The following is a 15,529-nucleotide window of genomic DNA, read 5'->3' as shown; positions in this document are numbered from 1 at the left end:
ACAAGTGACAAGGAAGCCCGCATGAGCGACAACCGTTTCAAGATTGTGTTTGATGGAGCCTTGCTCCCGGGTGTCGAAAGCACCACGGCCAAATTGAACCTGGCCGAGCTGTTCAAGAGCGAAGTCGAAGCCATCGAGAAGCTCTTCACCGGCCGCCCGGTTGCGCTCAAACGCGACCTGTCGCGCTCGGACGCCGAAACCTACCTCACCGCGCTGAAAAACGCCGGCGTCGATGCCCGTATCGAACCGGAACAACCCGTCGCCTTCAGCCTCGCCGAAACCCACGAAACGGACTCCGGCGCCTCTGGTTTCTCACGCCCTGCCGCGTCACCGTATGCGCCACCGCGCGCGGCGGTGGGCGATAACCTGCCGGAATACTCCACACTCAAGGTGTTCACCATCCACGGGCGTATTGGCCGACTTCGGTACCTCGCCTGGACCCTGGTTCTCACCCTTGCGCTGCTGGTTGCGGGCGGCATCATCAGTACCGTCAGCTTTGCTGTCGCCACCGCTTCGCCGACCGCCGGCACCCTGCTCGGGGTATTGCTGGGTCTGGCATTGTTTGTCGCGCTGGTGTGGGTCAGTGTCCAAATCGGTGTTCAGCGCCTGCACGACCTGGGGTGGTCCGGCTGGTTGTACTTCCTCAACCTGGTGCCGCTGGTGAACAGTGTGTTCCCGATCCTGCTGCTGGTATTGCCGGGGAACGCAGGAGCCAACCAATACGGCGCGCCGCCGCCACGCAACTCCACCGCGGTGAAAGTCCTGGCCACACTGTGGCTGGCGTTCATTCCGGTCATGCTTGCCATCGTGGTGACCCTGGGCATGAACGGTTACCTGGACCAACTCGAAGCCAACATGGACAGCGGCTACGAGAGCAGCTCCATCACCTCCGATGAAGACACTGACCAAAGCGCAACCGTAGAAGAAGACGACGCGCAGAGTGCTGACGAAGCGGGTGAACCTGTAGACTCTCCAGAACAGTGAAGAAACGCCCCCGGCCTGTAATGCCTTTGTTACAGGCGCGGCGGCGTTGCGATGGAGAAAGGCATGACCCGTTACGCTCTGATCACCGGCGCCTCCAGCGGCATCGGCCTGGCCCTGGCCGAAGCACTGGCCCGTCGCGGCCGCAGCTTGATTCTGGTGGCCCGCCAGCGTGATCAGTTGGAAAGCATCGCAATCGAATTGACCCAGCGCTTTGGCGTTGAAGTGCTGTTTCGGGCCTGCGACCTGGGCGAGCCGCTGCGCTTGTCCGGGTTCCTGCTGGAGCTTGAAGAAGGTGAACGGCAGATCGACCTGCTAGTGAACTGTGCCGGTATCGGCACCAGCGGTCCTTTCCTGGCCCAAGACTGGATGACCGAACAAGACCTCGTAGAGGTCAACATCCTGGCACTCACCCGCATGTGCCACGCGCTCGGAAACTCGATGGCACTGCACGGCGGCGGGCAGATTCTCAATGTGGCGTCCGTCGCGGCGTTCCAGCCGGGCCCGTGGATGAGCACCTACTACGCCAGCAAGGCCTATGTGCTGCATTTCTCCGAAGGCCTGCGTGAAGAGCTGAAAACCTGCGGCATCAAGGTCTCGGTCCTCTGCCCCGGCCCTACACGCACGGCATTCTTCGGCACCGCGCAAATGGACACCGCCAAGCTCGACCGCAGCCAACAACTGATGAGCCCTGAAGAAGTGGCGCTCTACACCGTGCGTGCGCTGGAAAAGAACAAAGCCATTATCATTCCCGGCCGACGCAACCGCTGGATCGCCTTCAGCCCGCGCTTCAGTCCGCGCTGGCTGACCCGCAAGATAGCCGGCGCCATCAACAAGGCCTATTGCCCACGCTGACCCGCTGAGTACACTCACCCTGCACATTCATAATGGAGAAACAGCTGTGGATACTCTGTTCACCAAGATCATCAACAGAGAAATACCCGCGGATATCATCTACGAAGATGACCAAGTCCTGGCGTTCAAGGACATCTACCCCGCGGCGCCTGTGCACTTCCTGGTCATCCCGAAGAAACATATCCCCACGCTCAACGACCTGACAGAAGAAGACAAAGCCCTGGCGGGTCACATTTTGTTCACCGCCCAGCGCCTGGCCGTGGAACAAGGCTGCGAGGAAGGCTTTCGGGTCGTGATGAACTGCAATCCGAAAGGCGGACAGACGGTTTATCACATCCATATGCATGTGCTGGGTCAACGCCAGATGAACTGGCCGCCGGGCTGATTCTCCTAGCAACAAGGGTCACGGCTTCAGGCTGCGACCCCATGCCCTTGACTCAGCGCAAACGCTTCCCCCTCTCTTGCGGTAAACTGGCCGCCGAGATTCTTCCCGGAGGTCAGCATGACTACCCAACGTCACTACTCGCCGATTGACCGTCTGTTGCTGCAAGCCGACATGGCCATGCGCACGTTGCTGCCCTTCAGCGGCCAGCCGTATCGCCCTTCGCCCGCCATCGTGCAGCCCGACGCACAGATGAGCGAGACCGATACCCGCCACGTCGCCGGCCTGATGCGCATCAACCACACTGGCGAAGTCTGTGCCCAGGCGCTGTACCAGGGCCAGGCCCTGACCGCCAAGCTGCCGCAAGTGCGTGCGGCCATGGAACACGCCGCCGAGGAAGAGATCGACCACCTGGCTTGGTGCGAGCAACGCATCCGCCAATTGGGCAGCCACCCCAGCGTACTGAACCCGCTGTTTTATGGCCTGTCGTTTGGTATCGGCGCTGCTGCTGGTCTGATCAGCGACAAAGTCAGCCTGGGTTTTGTGGCGGCGACCGAACATCAAGTGTGCAAACACCTGGACGAACATCTGGAACAGCTGCCAGCCGAAGACGAAAAGTCCCGGGCCATTCTTGAGCAGATGCGTATCGATGAAGAACATCACGCCGAAAGCGCGCTGGATGCTGGTGGCTTCCGCTTCCCGGCGCCGGTGAGGTTTGGCATGAGTGTTTTGGCCAAGGTCATGACTAAAAGCACCTATCGAATTTAGTAGACTCGAATTTAGTAGCATCGAATCGACGGGCAAAAAGAAGGGCGCTATCACAGCGCCCTTCTTTGTGCCCGTCGATTGAGCGATCAACCCAACTCGATGATTTCGTAATCATGGGTGATGGCCACACCGGCCGCACCGAGCATGATGGAGGCCGAGCAGTACTTTTCGGCCGACAGTTCGATAGCACGCTTGACCTGGGCTTCTTTCAGCGCCCGGCCCTTCACCACGAAATGCATGTGGATCTTGGTAAACACCTTGGGGTCTTCAGTGGCACGCTCGGCTTCCAGGAACGCTTCGCAGCTCTCCACGGCCTGGCGAGACTTTTTAAGGATGCTGACCACGTCGAAATTGCTGCAACCGCCCACACCAAGCAGGAGCATTTCCATCGGGCGTACGCCCAGGTTACGGCCACCGGCTTCCGGCGGGCCGTCCATGACCACCACATGGCCACTGCCCGACTCACCGAGGAACATGGCTTCGCCCGCCCATTGGATGCGTGCCTTCATCGCCCAGACTCCACTGCTAAAAAAGGGTCGCCAGCTTAGCACAGGGCCCGCCTGCGTCAGCGTTTGCGACAAAAGCGATCAATAGCACGGTTTACGTGAAATTTGGCTAATCGAGACAGAATGTGTCTGTTAAGCTGGCGCCAAATCGATGGCGTATTGCCACCCTTTATGCACCGTGTATCAATGCCGATACCGATGAATACAACAACTCCATCTACCTCGCGCAGTCTTTTCGGGACACAACCATGGTTGCCCTTACTCCCATACCCAAGATCAAGAATCTCGACAAACTGTTGATGCATTGCCAGCGCCGTCGTCATCCGGCCAAGCACAACATCATCTGCGCCGGCGAGCGTTCCGAAACACTGTTCTTCATTATCAAAGGCTCGGTCACCATCCTGATCGAGGACGAAGATGGCCGTGAAATGATCATTGCCTATCTGAACACCGGGGATTTCTTTGGGGAGTTGGGGCTGTTCGAACAAGCTGGCAAGGAACAGGAACGCAGTGCCTGGGTGCGGGCCAAGGTCGAGTGCGAAGTGGCCGAGATCAGCTACGCCAAATTCCGCGAGCTGGCCCAGCAGGATCCCGACATCCTCTACGCCCTCAGCGGCCAGATTGCCCAGCGCCTGCGGGACACCACGCGTAAGGTCGGCGACCTGGCATTCTTTGATGTCACCGGTCGTGTCGCCCGCTGCTTGCTGGATTTGTGCAAACAGCCCGACGCCATGACACACCCTGACGGCATGCAGATCAAGGTCACGCGCCAGGAAATCGGGCGTATTGTCGGCTGTTCACGGGAGATGGTCGGTCGCGTGCTCAAGGACCTGGAAGAACGCAACCTGGTCCACGTCAAAGGCAAGACGATGGTGGTGTTCGGTACCCGTTAAACCGGCAGGAAGCTGGCCAACATTTGACGGTACAAGGTGTCCAGCCGGCTGATCGCATCCGGTGCAGGGAAGGCTTCGTGCAGGGCGATATGGCTGTCGGCACGCACCCGCTGGTCGAGGCCGCAGGCTTGATTGAAGCGGTTGACTGCCGCGATCAGCTCTTCGCGATCGTTCTCCAACAACAGCGCACCGTGCACCAACCCCACCGGGCGACCACCACTTTGGCGCCAGCGCTGGGCCGTGCCGACCATTTTTCGGCCGTTAAGGTTGACGTTGTAGCGACCGTCGCAAAACGCACCGTCGATTTCACCGACGGAGGCATCGCCTCCCAACTCGATCAGCAAATCGCAGATCGGTTGGCATAAACGCAAATAACCGGTTTCGATACGGTTCTGATCGCCTTCACTGCGTGGCGGAGCATAGACCAGGGCGATGTTGACCGTCGCATTCGACTGCGGCACCGGTTCTCCACCGGTTTCACGCAATAATACCGGCCAACCGGCATCCGCGGAAACCTGGCTGGCGGTCTCAAATGCCGGCAAGCGGCTCAAACGACGCGGCATGACCAAGGCTTGGTCGCTGGGTTGCCAGAACAGCAAGCCGAACTCTTGTTCGCCAGCGCAAACAGCCGCCAACAAGGCTTGCTCGGCGGCAAGACCGGCTTCAACAGTCATCGCTTGCGGCTTAACCATCAACACCTACCTCTCTGAATGAACACCGAACAAATTGTGGGAGCGGGCTTGCTCGCGAATGCGGTAAGACAGCAATGAATATATTGACTGACACACCGCTTTCGCGAGCAAGCCCGCTCCCACATTTAGACTGCATTCCAAATGATGGCCGCGTTTCAAATCAATCCAGTGTCGAACCGCTGACCGCCACACCACGCTCCGGGAAGAATAGGCGCTGCAATTCAGCTCCTGGGTTCTCGGCACGCATGAAGGTCTCGCCCACCAGGAACGAATACACGCCACTGATCTCCATCAGCTCCACATCCGCACGGTTGACGATGCCACTCTCGGTAATTACCAGACGGTCACGCGGGATGCGCGGCAGCAGGTCGAGGGTGTTTTCCAGGCTGACTTCGAAGGTGTGCAGGTTACGGTTGTTGACCCCCACCAGCGGTGTGTCGAGGGTCTTCAGCGCGCGCTCCAGCTCATCGCCGTCGTGCACTTCCACCAGCACGTCCAGGCCGACGCTTTTGGCCACGGCCGCCAGCTCGGCCATCTTCACGTCATCCAGCGCGGAGACGATCAGCAGCACACAGTCGGCGCCCAGGGCACGGGCTTCGACGATCTGGTAAGGGTCGACCATGAAATCCTTGCGGATCACTGGCAACTTGCACGCGGCACGGGCCTGCTGCAGGAACAGGTCGGAGCCCTGGAAGTAGTCGATATCAGTCAGCACCGACAGGCACGTCGCCCCGCCCTTCTCATAGCTCTTGGCTATGTCTTCAGGGATGAATACTTCGCGAATGACGCCCTTGCTAGGCGAAGCCTTCTTGATTTCCGCAATGACGGCGGGCTGTTTTTCCTTGGCCTGCTTGATCAACGCGTTGGCAAAGCCACGTGGCGCATCAGCGACCTTCGCCTGCTCTTCCAGCTCGGCGAGGCTCACGCGAGCACGGCGTTCGGCGACTTCTTCAGCCTTGCGAGCCAGGATCTTTTCCAGAACGGTCGGCACACTCATCCTTCATTCTCCATCTTGAATACTGCGGTGAATGCTCCCAGCTCTTCGAGCTTCTCGCGAGCCAGACCGGTGTGCAGCGCATCGTGGGCCAAGGCGACACCTTCCTTAAGACTATAGGCGTGGTCGGCCGCATACAGTGCAGCGCCCGCATTCAAAACAATCATCTCAGCGGCTTTTTGACCGTTTTCGGTCTTGCGACGCCCCAGGGCATCACGAATCAGTTCCAGAGACGCCGCCGGGCTTTCCACTGCCAGGCCGTGCAGGCTCTGGCTCTTCATGCCCAGGTCTTCCGGCTCGACCCAGTATTCGGTGACCTGGTCATTCTTCAGCTCCGCCACGAAGGTCGGTGCCGCCAGGCTGAATTCGTCCAGGCCGTCCTTGGAATGCACCACCAGCACATGCTTGCTGCCCAGGCGCTGCAGCACTTCGGCCAATGGCCGGCACAACGCCTGGCTGAACACGCCCACCACCTGGTGTTTCACACCGGCCGGATTCGTAAGCGGGCCGAGCATGTTGAACAAGGTGCGCAGGCCAAGGTCCTTGCGCGGGCCGGCGGCGTGCTTCATTGCGCCATGGTGGGACTGGGCAAACATGAAGCCAATACCGACATTGTCGATGCAGCGCGCCACTTGTACCGGGGTCAAATTCAAGTAGATACCCGCCGCTTCCAGCAAGTCGGCACTGCCGCTTTTGCCGGACACGGCGCGGTTACCATGCTTGGCCACGGTGCAACCCGCTGCCGCGACGACAAAAGAAGAAGCGGTCGAGACGTTGAAGATGTTCGCACCGTCACCGCCGGTGCCGACCACGTCCACAACACCGTCGAGGGTCTTGAGCTCAACCTTGTCCGCCAGCTCGCGCATCACCGATACGGCGCCGACGATCTCGTCGATGCTTTCGCTCTTCATGCGCATCGCCATCATGAACGCGCCGATCTGCGCATCAGTGCATTGACCGGTCATGATCTCGCGCATGACATCGCTCATTTCAGCGGTGCTCAGGTCCAGGTGGCCGACGATACGGCTCAGGGCAGTCTTGATATCCATGGAAAGTCCTTAGCGCGTGCCGCCGCTCTGCTTGAGAAAGTTGGCGAACAGCTCGTAGCCCTGCTCGGTCAGGATCGACTCGGGGTGAAATTGCACCCCTTCGATATTCAGTGTCTTGTGGCGCAGGCCCATGATCTCGTCGACGGAGCCATCTTCCAGTTGGGTCCAGGCAGTCAGCTCCAGGCATTCCGGCAGGGTTTCGCGCTTGACCACCAGCGAGTGGTAGCGGGTCACCGTCACGGGCAAGTTAAGCCCATGGAACACCCCTAGATCATGATGAAACACTGGGCTGGTCTTGCCGTGCATCACTTGACGCGCGCGCACCACTTCACCACCAAAGGCCTGGCCAATGGACTGGTGGCCTAGGCACACGCCCAGGATCGGCAGCTTGCCGGCGAAATACTTGATCGCCTCCAGGGAAATACCCGCCTCGGTCGGCGTGCACGGGCCTGGCGAAACCACGATGCGCTCCGGGTTCAGCGCAGCGATCTCGGCCACGGTCAGTTCGTCATTGCGCACTACCTTGACCTCGGCACCCAACTCACCCAGGTACTGCACAACGTTGTAGGTAAAGGAATCGTAGTTATCAATCATCAGCAACATGGGGGAAACCTCAAGAATTAGGGGTCTGTTCAGCCAGCGCAACGGCGCGGAACATCGCGCGGCGCTTGTTCAGGGTTTCTTCCCATTCGAGGGCCGGCACTGAGTCGGCAACAATCCCGCCGCCGGCCTGCACGTGCAACTCCCCGTCCTTGATCACGGCCGTGCGGATCGCAATGGCCGTGTCCATGTTACCGTTCCAGGCGAAATAACCCACGGCGCCGCCATAGACACCGCGTTTGACCGGCTCCAGTTCGTCGATGATTTCCATCGCGCGGATCTTCGGCGCACCCGACAAGGTGCCTGCCGGCAGAATCGCGCGCAGTGCGTCCATTGCTGTCAGCCCGGCTTTCAGCTCGCCGGTGACGTTGGACACAATGTGCATCACATTCGAATAACGCTCGATCACCATCTTCTCGGTGAGCTTCACGGAACCGATTTCCGAGACACGCCCGGTATCGTTACGGCCCAGGTCGATGAGCATCAGGTGCTCGGCGATTTCCTTGTCGTCGCTCAACAGGTCTTCTTCCAGCGCCAGGTCGGCCTCTTCGGTCGCACCGCGTGGGCGCGTACCGGCGATCGGGCGTACGGTGATCAGGTTGTCTTCGACACGCACCAGCACTTCCGGCGAACTGCCCACCACGTGGAAGTCGCCAAAATTGAAGAAGTACATGTACGGCGTCGGGTTGAAGCAGCGCAGCGCGCGGTACAGATCGATCGGCGCGGCCTTGAAATCGATGGACATACGCTGCGACGGCACCACCTGCATGCAGTCACCGGCAAGGATGTATTCCTTGATGGTATCGACCGCACGCTCGTAGTCATCCTGGGTAAAGCTGGAGCGGAACACCGGGTCGGCTGCCGGCGGACGGCTGAGGTCCAGGCCGCGACGCGGGGTAATCGGCTGGCGCAATTTATCCAGCAGGGCTTCGAGGCTGGCACGGCCTTGCTCGAACGCGTCCTCCTGGGATGGATCGGCGAGTACGATCGCGTGCATCTTGCCGGCGAGGTTATCGAACACCACCACGGCATCGGAAACCATCAGCAGAATGTCCGGCACGCCCAGCGGATCCGGGTTCGGGCATTTGCCCAAGCGTTTTTCCACATAACGCACGCAGTCATAACCGAAGTAACCCACCAGGCCGCCGTTGAAACGCGGCAGACCAGCAATGGTCGGCACGTTGTAGCGCGCCTTGAACGCTTCGACGAACGCCAACGGGTCTTCTACATCATGGTTTTCGATCTCGACGCCATCATGGGTAATGCTCACATGATGGTCGTGCACGCGCAGCACCGTACGGCACGGCAGGCCGATGATCGAGTAACGCCCCCACTTCTCGCCGCCCTGTACCGATTCGAGCAGGTAAGAGTTCGGCTCGTCGGCCAGTTTCAGGTAGATCGACAGCGGCGTGTCGAAGTCGGCCAGGGTTTCGCAGGCCAGGGGAATGCGGTTATAGCCGGCAGCGGCCAAACGCAGGAATTCTTCGCGGGTCATCATATGCCTCGTGGCTTGAGGGTCTAACAGTCAGGTATGCAAACGCGCCGCAGAGTGCGGCCAGGATCAGTCAGGCGCGCCAACGCCAGCGGGCCAGGGCCTTGATGACTTTCATCCAGAGTTTGCGAGTGACCACCACGATGGAATTTCCAGAAGGGGACGGATCGGTATCGGGCAACGTTATCTCAGCGCCAGCTCCCAAGCAACCGGGGATTAACAGGCGCAGGTCATCAATCACGAGTGATGGCGACTCTTCGGCGATCGGCCGACCATGGTTATAGCCGTAGCTGAGGGCCACGCACTGCACGCCCGCAGCCTTTGCCGCCAGCACATCACTGCGTGAATCGCCGACAAACAACGACTGCGAGGCCGGGATATTGGCCATTTTCATCACGAAAAACAGCGCCGCCGGGTCGGGCTTTTTCTGCGGCAGGGTATCGCCGCCGATGATCCAGCGGAAATAACGGCCGATTTTCATCTGGTCCAACAATGGCGCGACGAAGCGCTCCGGCTTGTTGGTGATCAGGGCCATTTCCACGCCCTGCTTGCTCAGCCACTTGAGGGTGTCGCGCACGCCGGGGTAGACCACGGTCAGTTCATGGCCGTCTTCATAGGCGGCGTTGAACAGTTCCAGGGCGTGTTCGGCCTCGACTTCATCCACGCCTTCGGCGTCGATATTGTTGGCCAAGGCCCGGCGCACCAGCATCTGCACGCCGTTGCCGACCCATTCGCGCACCGACTCGATCCCGGCCGGCTTGCGGCCCAGCTTGAGCAGCATCTCGTCCACCGCCGCCGCCAGGTCGGGCACCGAGTCGATCAAGGTACCGTCCAGATCGAACATCACCAGCCGTGGCAATTTGCCGGGGAACAGCTGCTCAAAGCCGCTCATGGACGCGCCAGCGCCAGTTCGGCGCGCATCTTGTCGATGACTTCCTGGTAGTCCGGCGCGTTGAAGATCGCCGAGCCGGCCACGAAGGTGTCGGCGCCCGCCGCGGCGATTTCGCGGATGTTGTTGACGTTGACCCCGCCGTCGATTTCCAGGCGGATGTCACGGCCCGAAGCGTCGATCAGCGCGCGGGCTTCGCGCAACTTGTTCAGCGTGCCGGGGATGAACTTCTGCCCACCGAAGCCTGGGTTGACGCTCATCAGCAGGATCATGTCGACCTTGTCCATCACGTACTCAAGCACGCTCAACGGTGTGGCCGGGTTGAACACCAGGCCCGCCTTGCAGCCGCCTTCGCGGATCAGTTGCAGGGTGCGGTCGACGTGCAGCGAGGCTTCCGGGTGGAAAGTGATGTAGGTCGCGCCGGCGTCAACGAAGTCGCCGATGATGCGATCCACCGGGCTGACCATCAGGTGCGCATCAATCGGCGCAGTGATGCCGTACTTGCGCAACGCGGCGCAGACCATCGGGCCGATGGTCAGGTTGGGCACGTAGTGGTTGTCCATGACATCGAAGTGCACGAAGTCGGCACCCGCGGCCAACACCTTGTCCACTTCCTCACCCAGGCGGGCGAAGTCGGCGGAGAGAATCGATGGAGCAATGACGAAGGGCTGCATGACGCACCTTTTTTGAGCTAAATCACGATGGCGCGCATTGTATACCTCATGCTTTGCCGCGCGCACCGTGACCTAACTCAACGGTTAGTAAGCCGCCCGATAGATTTTCTCGATATCGGCCGCGCTGAGCTTGCGTGGATTGTTGCGCATCAAGCGCTCAATACCCGCCGCTTCTACCGCCATGGCTGGGATCGCGTCCTCGGGCACCCCGAAACTGCGCAAGCCCGCCGGGATCTCCACTGCGGCACACAGTCGCGTCATCGCCTCGACGGCCTGGTCGGCGGCATCGTTGACGCTCAAGCCGGTGACATTCACGCCCATCGCCTGAGCGATGTCCTGCATGCGCTCGACACAGGCCAGCTTGTTCCAGTGCATCACGTAGGGCAGCAACAATGCATTGCTCACGCCGTGGGCGATATTGAAGCGCCCACCCAGCGGATACGCCAACGCATGCACCGCCCCCACCCCGGCATTGCCGAACGCCATGCCGGCCATCAGGCTGGCAGTGGCCATGTCGTCGCGGGCCTGCAGGTTGGCCGGGTTGGCGTAGGCCTTGGGCAATGCATTGGCGATCAGCTTGATCGCGCCAATCGCCAACGCATCGGTGATCGGCGAGGCATTCAGCGACAGGTAGGATTCGATGGCATGCACCAGCGCATCGACACCACTGGCGGCGGTAACACTACGCGGGCAGGTGAGGGTCATCTGCGGGCTGATCAGCGCCACATCCGGCAGCAGGTAATCGCTGACGATGCCTTTTTTCAGCTGCGCGACCTTGTCGGAGAGGATCGCCACATTGGTCACCTCCGAACCGGTGCCGGCGGTAGTCGGGATAGCGATCAGCGGCGGCCCCTTGCGCGGCACCTGGTCGACGCCGAACAAGTCGGCCAGCGCGCCGTGATAACCGGCATAGGCCGCAACACTTTTGGCGATATCAATGGCACTGCCGCCGCCCACGCCGATCAGGCCGTCGTGCCCGCCCTCGCGGTAAACGCGCATGCAGTCTTCGACAATGGCGATTTCCGGGTCGGGCAACACCCGGTCGAAAATCTCGTAAGTGCGTTCGCCCAGGTGTTCAAGGGCCAGCGACACCGTGCCGGACTTGACCAGCGCAGCGTCGGTGACGATCAGCGGGTTATCCACATCCAGGCGGGCTAGCTCAAAGGCCAGTTGTTCGATGGCGCCAGCGCCGGTCAACAGTTTGTGGGCGATCTTGAATGAGGAAGTACTCATGTGCGCGGCCTCTTATTAAGTGATGGGCTGGCACAAGAGTAGCTCGGGATTTTGGGTTGCCTAGCATTCAGGGTCTGAATGGTCAGGTGACTCAACGCGGGCACGGTTTATGTGGGAGCTGACTTGCCTGCGATTCAGGCGACTCGGTATGGCAGGCAAACCGCGGCGATGCAATCGCAGGCAAGCCAGCTCCCACAGGTGATCGCGTTTACCCGCTCAGACCTGGGCGGTACGCAGTTTCTCGCTACGCCCACGCAACCATTCCAGGGTCAGCAACAGCAACACCGAGAATGCAATCAGCAGGGTCGCCGCCGCCGCAATCGTCGGGCTGAGGTTTTCGCGGATGCCGCTGAACATCTGGCGCGGCAGGGTCGCTTGCTCGGGGCCGGCGAGGAACAGCGTTACTACCACTTCATCAAACGAGGTGGCGAAGGCAAACAGCGCCCCAGAAATCACGCCTGGCGCGATCAACGGCAAGGTCACCCGGCGGAACGCCGTGAGTGGCGAGGCTCCGAGGCTGGCGGCCGCCCGCACCAGGTTATGGTTGAACCCCTGCAACGTGGCGGACACGGTGATGATCACGAACGGCACGCCCAGCACCGCATGCACCACGATCAGCGAGAAGAAGCTGTTGCCCAAGCCCAGCGGCGCGAAGAACAGGTAACTGGCCACGCCGATGATCACCACCGGCACTACCATCGGCGAAATCACCAGCGCCATCACCAGTGCCTTGCCGGGGAAATTGCCGCGGGTCAGGCCGATCGCCGCCAGGGTGCCGAACACCATGGCCAGCACCGTGGCCGCCGGGGCGACGATGATGCTGTTCTTCAACGCACGCATCCACTCGGCCGAGGCGAAGAAGTCCTGGTACCAGTGCAGCGAGAAGCCTTGCAGCGGGTACACCAGGAAACTGCCGCTGTTGAACGACAGCGGGATGATCACCAGCACCGGCAGAATCAAAAACAACAGGATCAAGCCGCAGAGGATCCGCAAGCTGTAGAACCACACCCGCTCAACGGGCGACATATAAGGGCTCAGCATCGCAAGGTCTCCTTAGCTCAGGCGCAGGCGACTGGCGCCCACCAACCGGTTGTAGATCAGGTACAACACCACGGTGGCCAGCAGCAGCAAGCCGCCCAGTGCCGTGGCCATGCCCCAGTTGATGCTGGTATTGGTGTAGAACGCCACGAAGTAGCTGACCATCTGATCGTTCGGGCTGCCCAGCAGTGCCGGGGTGATGTAGTAACCAATTGCCAGGATGAACACCAACAGGCAGCCGGCACCAACACCGGCGTAGGTTTGCGGGAAGTACACGCGCCAGAAACTGGCGAACGGGTGGCAGCCCAGGGAAATCGCCGCACGCATGTAGGTGGGCGAAATACCCTTCATCACGCTGTAGATCGGCAGGATCATGAACGGCAGCAAGATATGCACCATGGAGATGTAGACCCCGGTGCGGTTGAACACCAGCTCCAGCGGCTTATCGATCAGGCCCATGCCCATCAGTGCACTGTTGATCAGGCCACCGGACTGCAGCAACACGATCCACGCCGCCACCCGTACAAGGATCGAGGTCCAGAACGGTAGCAACACCAGGATCATCAGCAGGTTGCTTTTGCGTGCCGGCAGATTGGCCAGTAGGTAGGCCAGCGGATAGGCCAACAGCAGGCAGACCGCAGTGATCACCAGGCCCATCCAGAAGGTGCGGGCGAAAATATCCAGATAGATCGCCTGGTCCGGCGTGGCCGGCGCCACTTCACCGAGGTCGTCGATGCGGTGATCGACGGCCGCCAGCAGGTAGAACGGTGTCAGGCTGCTGGTATTGCGCCGGATCGCCTGCCAGTAAGCCGGGTCGCCCCAGCGTTCGTCGAGGTTTTCCAGCGCTTCTTTATAAGAGCCAGGCGCTTCGCTGAACGGCAGCGCCCGCGCGGTTTTGGTCAGCAGGCTGCGGTAGCCGGCCAGTTCCATGTTCAGGCGTTTGGACAGATCGCCCAGGGTCTGGTTTTTGCGCGCTTCGCCCAGGTCCTCACTGAGCGCCTGGTACACCGGCTCGCCCGGCAGGCCACGACCGTCCCAGGCCGTGATCGCAACTACAGTACGCGGCAACCCACCCACCACTTCCGGGTTGCCGACGCTCTTGAACAGCAGCGCTACGATCGGCACCAGGAACACCAGCAGCAAAAACAGCACCAGCGGCGCAATCAAGGCCTGGGCCTTCCAGCGATTGAGCCGCTCGGCACGCGCCAGGCGTTGCTTGAGGGTGGGGCTGTTGACCTCGTTCGAGGGAACGGCGATGGCCATGGCTGACTCCGGAAAATCTACGGTTGGTCCTTGGCAACACGGTCACTGTGGGAGCTGGCTTGCCTGCGATGGCATCAACTCGGTGCATCAGCTGTACCGAGGTGTCTGCATCGCAGGCAAGCCAGCTCCCACATGAAGCGGTTTCGCCAGAGGGGTATGCGGTGTTACTTGGCCGCCCAGGAATTGAAGCGCTGCTCCAGTTGCTCGCCGTTGTCCGCCCAGAAGCTCACATCGATCTGCACTTGGTTGGCGATGTTTTCCGGAGTGGTCGGCATGTCCTTCAGCACGTCCTTGGCCAGCAACGGCACGGCTTGGGTGTTGGCCGGGCCGTAGGCGATGTTTTCCGAGTAGGTCTTCTGCTGCTGCGGCTGCACCGAGAAGGCGATGAATTTCTTGGCGGCCTCGGCACGGTCCTTGGCCAGGCCTTTAGGAATGGCCCAGGCGTCGAAGTCGTAGATACCGCCGTTCCACACCACTTTCAGGTTGCTTTCTTTCTGCACGGCAGCAATACGGCCGTTGTAGGCCGAGCTCATCACCACGTCACCCGAGGCCAGGTACTGCGGCGGTTGTGCGCCGGCTTCCCACCACTGGATCGACGGCTTGAGCTCGTCGAGTTTCTTGAACGCACGGTCCTGGCCATCTTTGCCGGCCAGCACTTTGTACACGTCTTTCGGCGCAACGCCGTCGGCCATCAAGGCGAATTCCAGGGTGTACTTGGCGCCTTTGCGCAGGCCACGCTTGCCAGGGAATTTCTTGGTGTCCCAGAAATCCGCCCAGCTGGTTGGCGCGGATGCCAGCTTGTCAGCGTTGTACGCGAGCACCGTCGACCACACGAAGAAGCCCACGCCACACGGCTGGATCGCCCCCTTCACGTAGTCGGCGGTGTTGCCGAACAGTTTCGGGTCCAGTGGCTCAAACATGTCTTCGTCGCAGCCACGGGACAGTTCCGGCGATTCCACTTCCACCAGGTCCCAGGACACGCTCTTGGTGTCGACCATGGCTTTGACCTTGGCCATTTCACCGTTGTACTCGCCGGCGACGATCTTGCCGTTGCCCGCGCTTTCCCACGGTGCATAGAAGGCCTTGACCTGGGCCGCCTTGTTCGCGCCACCAAAGGACACGACCGTCAGGTCCGGGCCTGCCATGGCCTGTGTCGCACCCATCAAGCTCAATGCCAAAACGGAATACTTCAAGGAACTCAACATTGTTGTTCTCTCCAC

17 protein-coding genes are annotated in these 15,529 nt (G+C 60.6%); 5 read left to right on the top strand and 12 right to left on the bottom strand.

Annotated features, from left to right (window positions below; all coding sequences use genetic code 11):
* Positions 1–21 precede the first annotated feature (21 nt).
* The 4 genes from CWC48_RS13535 to coq7 all read left to right on the top strand — a co-directional run bounded on the left by CWC48_RS13535 (position 22) and on the right by coq7 (position 2,986).
* Positions 22–984 (top strand): DUF805 domain-containing protein, encoded by a 963-nt coding sequence (locus tag CWC48_RS13535; RefSeq protein WP_078050408.1) that lies wholly within the window; start codon positions 22–24, stop codon positions 982–984.
* Between the two features lie 63 nt (positions 985–1,047).
* Entirely contained in the window at positions 1,048–1,836 is a 789-nt protein-coding gene (locus tag CWC48_RS13530) for an SDR family oxidoreductase (RefSeq protein WP_078050409.1), read from the top strand.
* A 46-nt stretch (positions 1,837–1,882) separates the two neighbouring features.
* Complete coding sequence (locus CWC48_RS13525) at positions 1,883–2,221, top strand: histidine triad nucleotide-binding protein (RefSeq protein WP_071490214.1); 339 nt, start codon at positions 1,883–1,885, stop codon at positions 2,219–2,221.
* A 117-nt stretch (positions 2,222–2,338) separates the two neighbouring features.
* Positions 2,339–2,986 (top strand): 2-polyprenyl-3-methyl-6-methoxy-1,4-benzoquinone monooxygenase, encoded by a 648-nt coding sequence (gene coq7, locus CWC48_RS13520; RefSeq protein WP_017138087.1) that lies wholly within the window; start codon positions 2,339–2,341, stop codon positions 2,984–2,986.
* Positions 2,987–3,072: 86 nt separating this feature from the next.
* On the opposite strand, the gene CWC48_RS13515 is transcribed toward coq7, so the two are convergent.
* Positions 3,073–3,495: an OsmC family protein gene (locus CWC48_RS13515; protein ID WP_005792019.1), complete on the bottom strand. Its 423-nt coding sequence runs from the start codon at positions 3,493–3,495 to the stop codon at positions 3,073–3,075.
* A gap of 245 nt (positions 3,496–3,740) precedes the next feature.
* Between CWC48_RS13515 and crp the strand changes: the two genes are divergently transcribed.
* Entirely contained in the window at positions 3,741–4,385 is a 645-nt protein-coding gene (crp, locus tag CWC48_RS13510; RefSeq protein WP_078051000.1) for a cAMP-activated global transcriptional regulator CRP, read from the top strand.
* Here the strand turns inward: crp and CWC48_RS13505 are convergent.
* The 11 genes from CWC48_RS13505 to CWC48_RS13455 form a co-directional block, all read right to left on the bottom strand.
* Entirely contained in the window at positions 4,382–5,077 is a 696-nt protein-coding gene (locus tag CWC48_RS13505; RefSeq protein WP_100492022.1) for a lipoate--protein ligase family protein, read from the bottom strand. The genes crp and CWC48_RS13505 overlap by 4 nt on opposite strands.
* Positions 5,078–5,237: 160 nt before the next feature.
* Positions 5,238–6,074 carry an indole-3-glycerol phosphate synthase TrpC gene (trpC, locus tag CWC48_RS13500; RefSeq protein ID WP_078050411.1) on the bottom strand — a complete coding sequence of 279 codons (837 nt, stop codon included), beginning with the start codon at positions 6,072–6,074 and terminating at the stop codon, positions 5,238–5,240.
* Positions 6,071–7,120, bottom strand: a complete 1,050-nt coding sequence (trpD, locus tag CWC48_RS13495) for an anthranilate phosphoribosyltransferase (RefSeq protein ID WP_029296763.1) — start codon at positions 7,118–7,120, stop codon at positions 6,071–6,073. The genes trpC and trpD overlap by 4 nt, the downstream gene beginning before the upstream one ends.
* Positions 7,121–7,129: 9 nt before the next feature.
* Entirely contained in the window at positions 7,130–7,723 is a 594-nt protein-coding gene (locus tag CWC48_RS13490) for an aminodeoxychorismate/anthranilate synthase component II (RefSeq protein ID WP_100492021.1), read from the bottom strand.
* Positions 7,724–7,733: 10 nt separating this feature from the next.
* Positions 7,734–9,215, bottom strand: a complete 1,482-nt coding sequence (gene trpE, locus CWC48_RS13485; protein WP_100492020.1) for an anthranilate synthase component I — start codon at positions 9,213–9,215, stop codon at positions 7,734–7,736.
* A gap of 70 nt (positions 9,216–9,285) precedes the next feature.
* Positions 9,286–10,104 carry a phosphoglycolate phosphatase gene (locus CWC48_RS13480; protein WP_028618148.1) on the bottom strand — a complete coding sequence of 273 codons (819 nt, stop codon included), beginning with the start codon at positions 10,102–10,104 and terminating at the stop codon, positions 9,286–9,288.
* The gene (gene rpe / locus CWC48_RS13475) at positions 10,101–10,775 is read right to left on the bottom strand and encodes a ribulose-phosphate 3-epimerase (protein ID WP_046035020.1); all 675 of its coding nucleotides are present in this window, start codon (positions 10,773–10,775) and stop codon (positions 10,101–10,103) included. Before rpe ends, CWC48_RS13480 begins: the two co-directional genes overlap by 4 nt.
* 84 nt (positions 10,776–10,859) lie before the next feature.
* Positions 10,860–12,008 (bottom strand): iron-containing alcohol dehydrogenase, encoded by a 1,149-nt coding sequence (locus CWC48_RS13470; RefSeq protein ID WP_100492019.1) that lies wholly within the window; start codon positions 12,006–12,008, stop codon positions 10,860–10,862.
* A gap of 216 nt (positions 12,009–12,224) precedes the next feature.
* Positions 12,225–13,049, bottom strand: a complete 825-nt coding sequence (locus CWC48_RS13465; protein ID WP_017739612.1) for an ABC transporter permease — start codon at positions 13,047–13,049, stop codon at positions 12,225–12,227.
* Positions 13,050–13,061: 12 nt separating this feature from the next.
* Positions 13,062–14,309, bottom strand: a complete 1,248-nt coding sequence (locus CWC48_RS13460) for an ABC transporter permease (RefSeq protein ID WP_099493035.1) — start codon at positions 14,307–14,309, stop codon at positions 13,062–13,064.
* A gap of 164 nt (positions 14,310–14,473) precedes the next feature.
* Entirely contained in the window at positions 14,474–15,514 is a 1,041-nt protein-coding gene (locus tag CWC48_RS13455; RefSeq protein WP_010206957.1) for an ABC transporter substrate-binding protein, read from the bottom strand.
* Positions 15,515–15,529 lie beyond the last annotated feature (15 nt).

Origin of the sequence: Pseudomonas sp. S10E 269, from assembly GCF_002798465.1 — a bacterium.
GTDB lineage: Bacteria > Pseudomonadota > Gammaproteobacteria > Pseudomonadales > Pseudomonadaceae > Aquipseudomonas > Aquipseudomonas pergaminensis.
The sequence above is the reverse complement of the archived record's forward strand: the minus strand, read 5'-3'. Positions and strand labels throughout refer to the sequence as shown.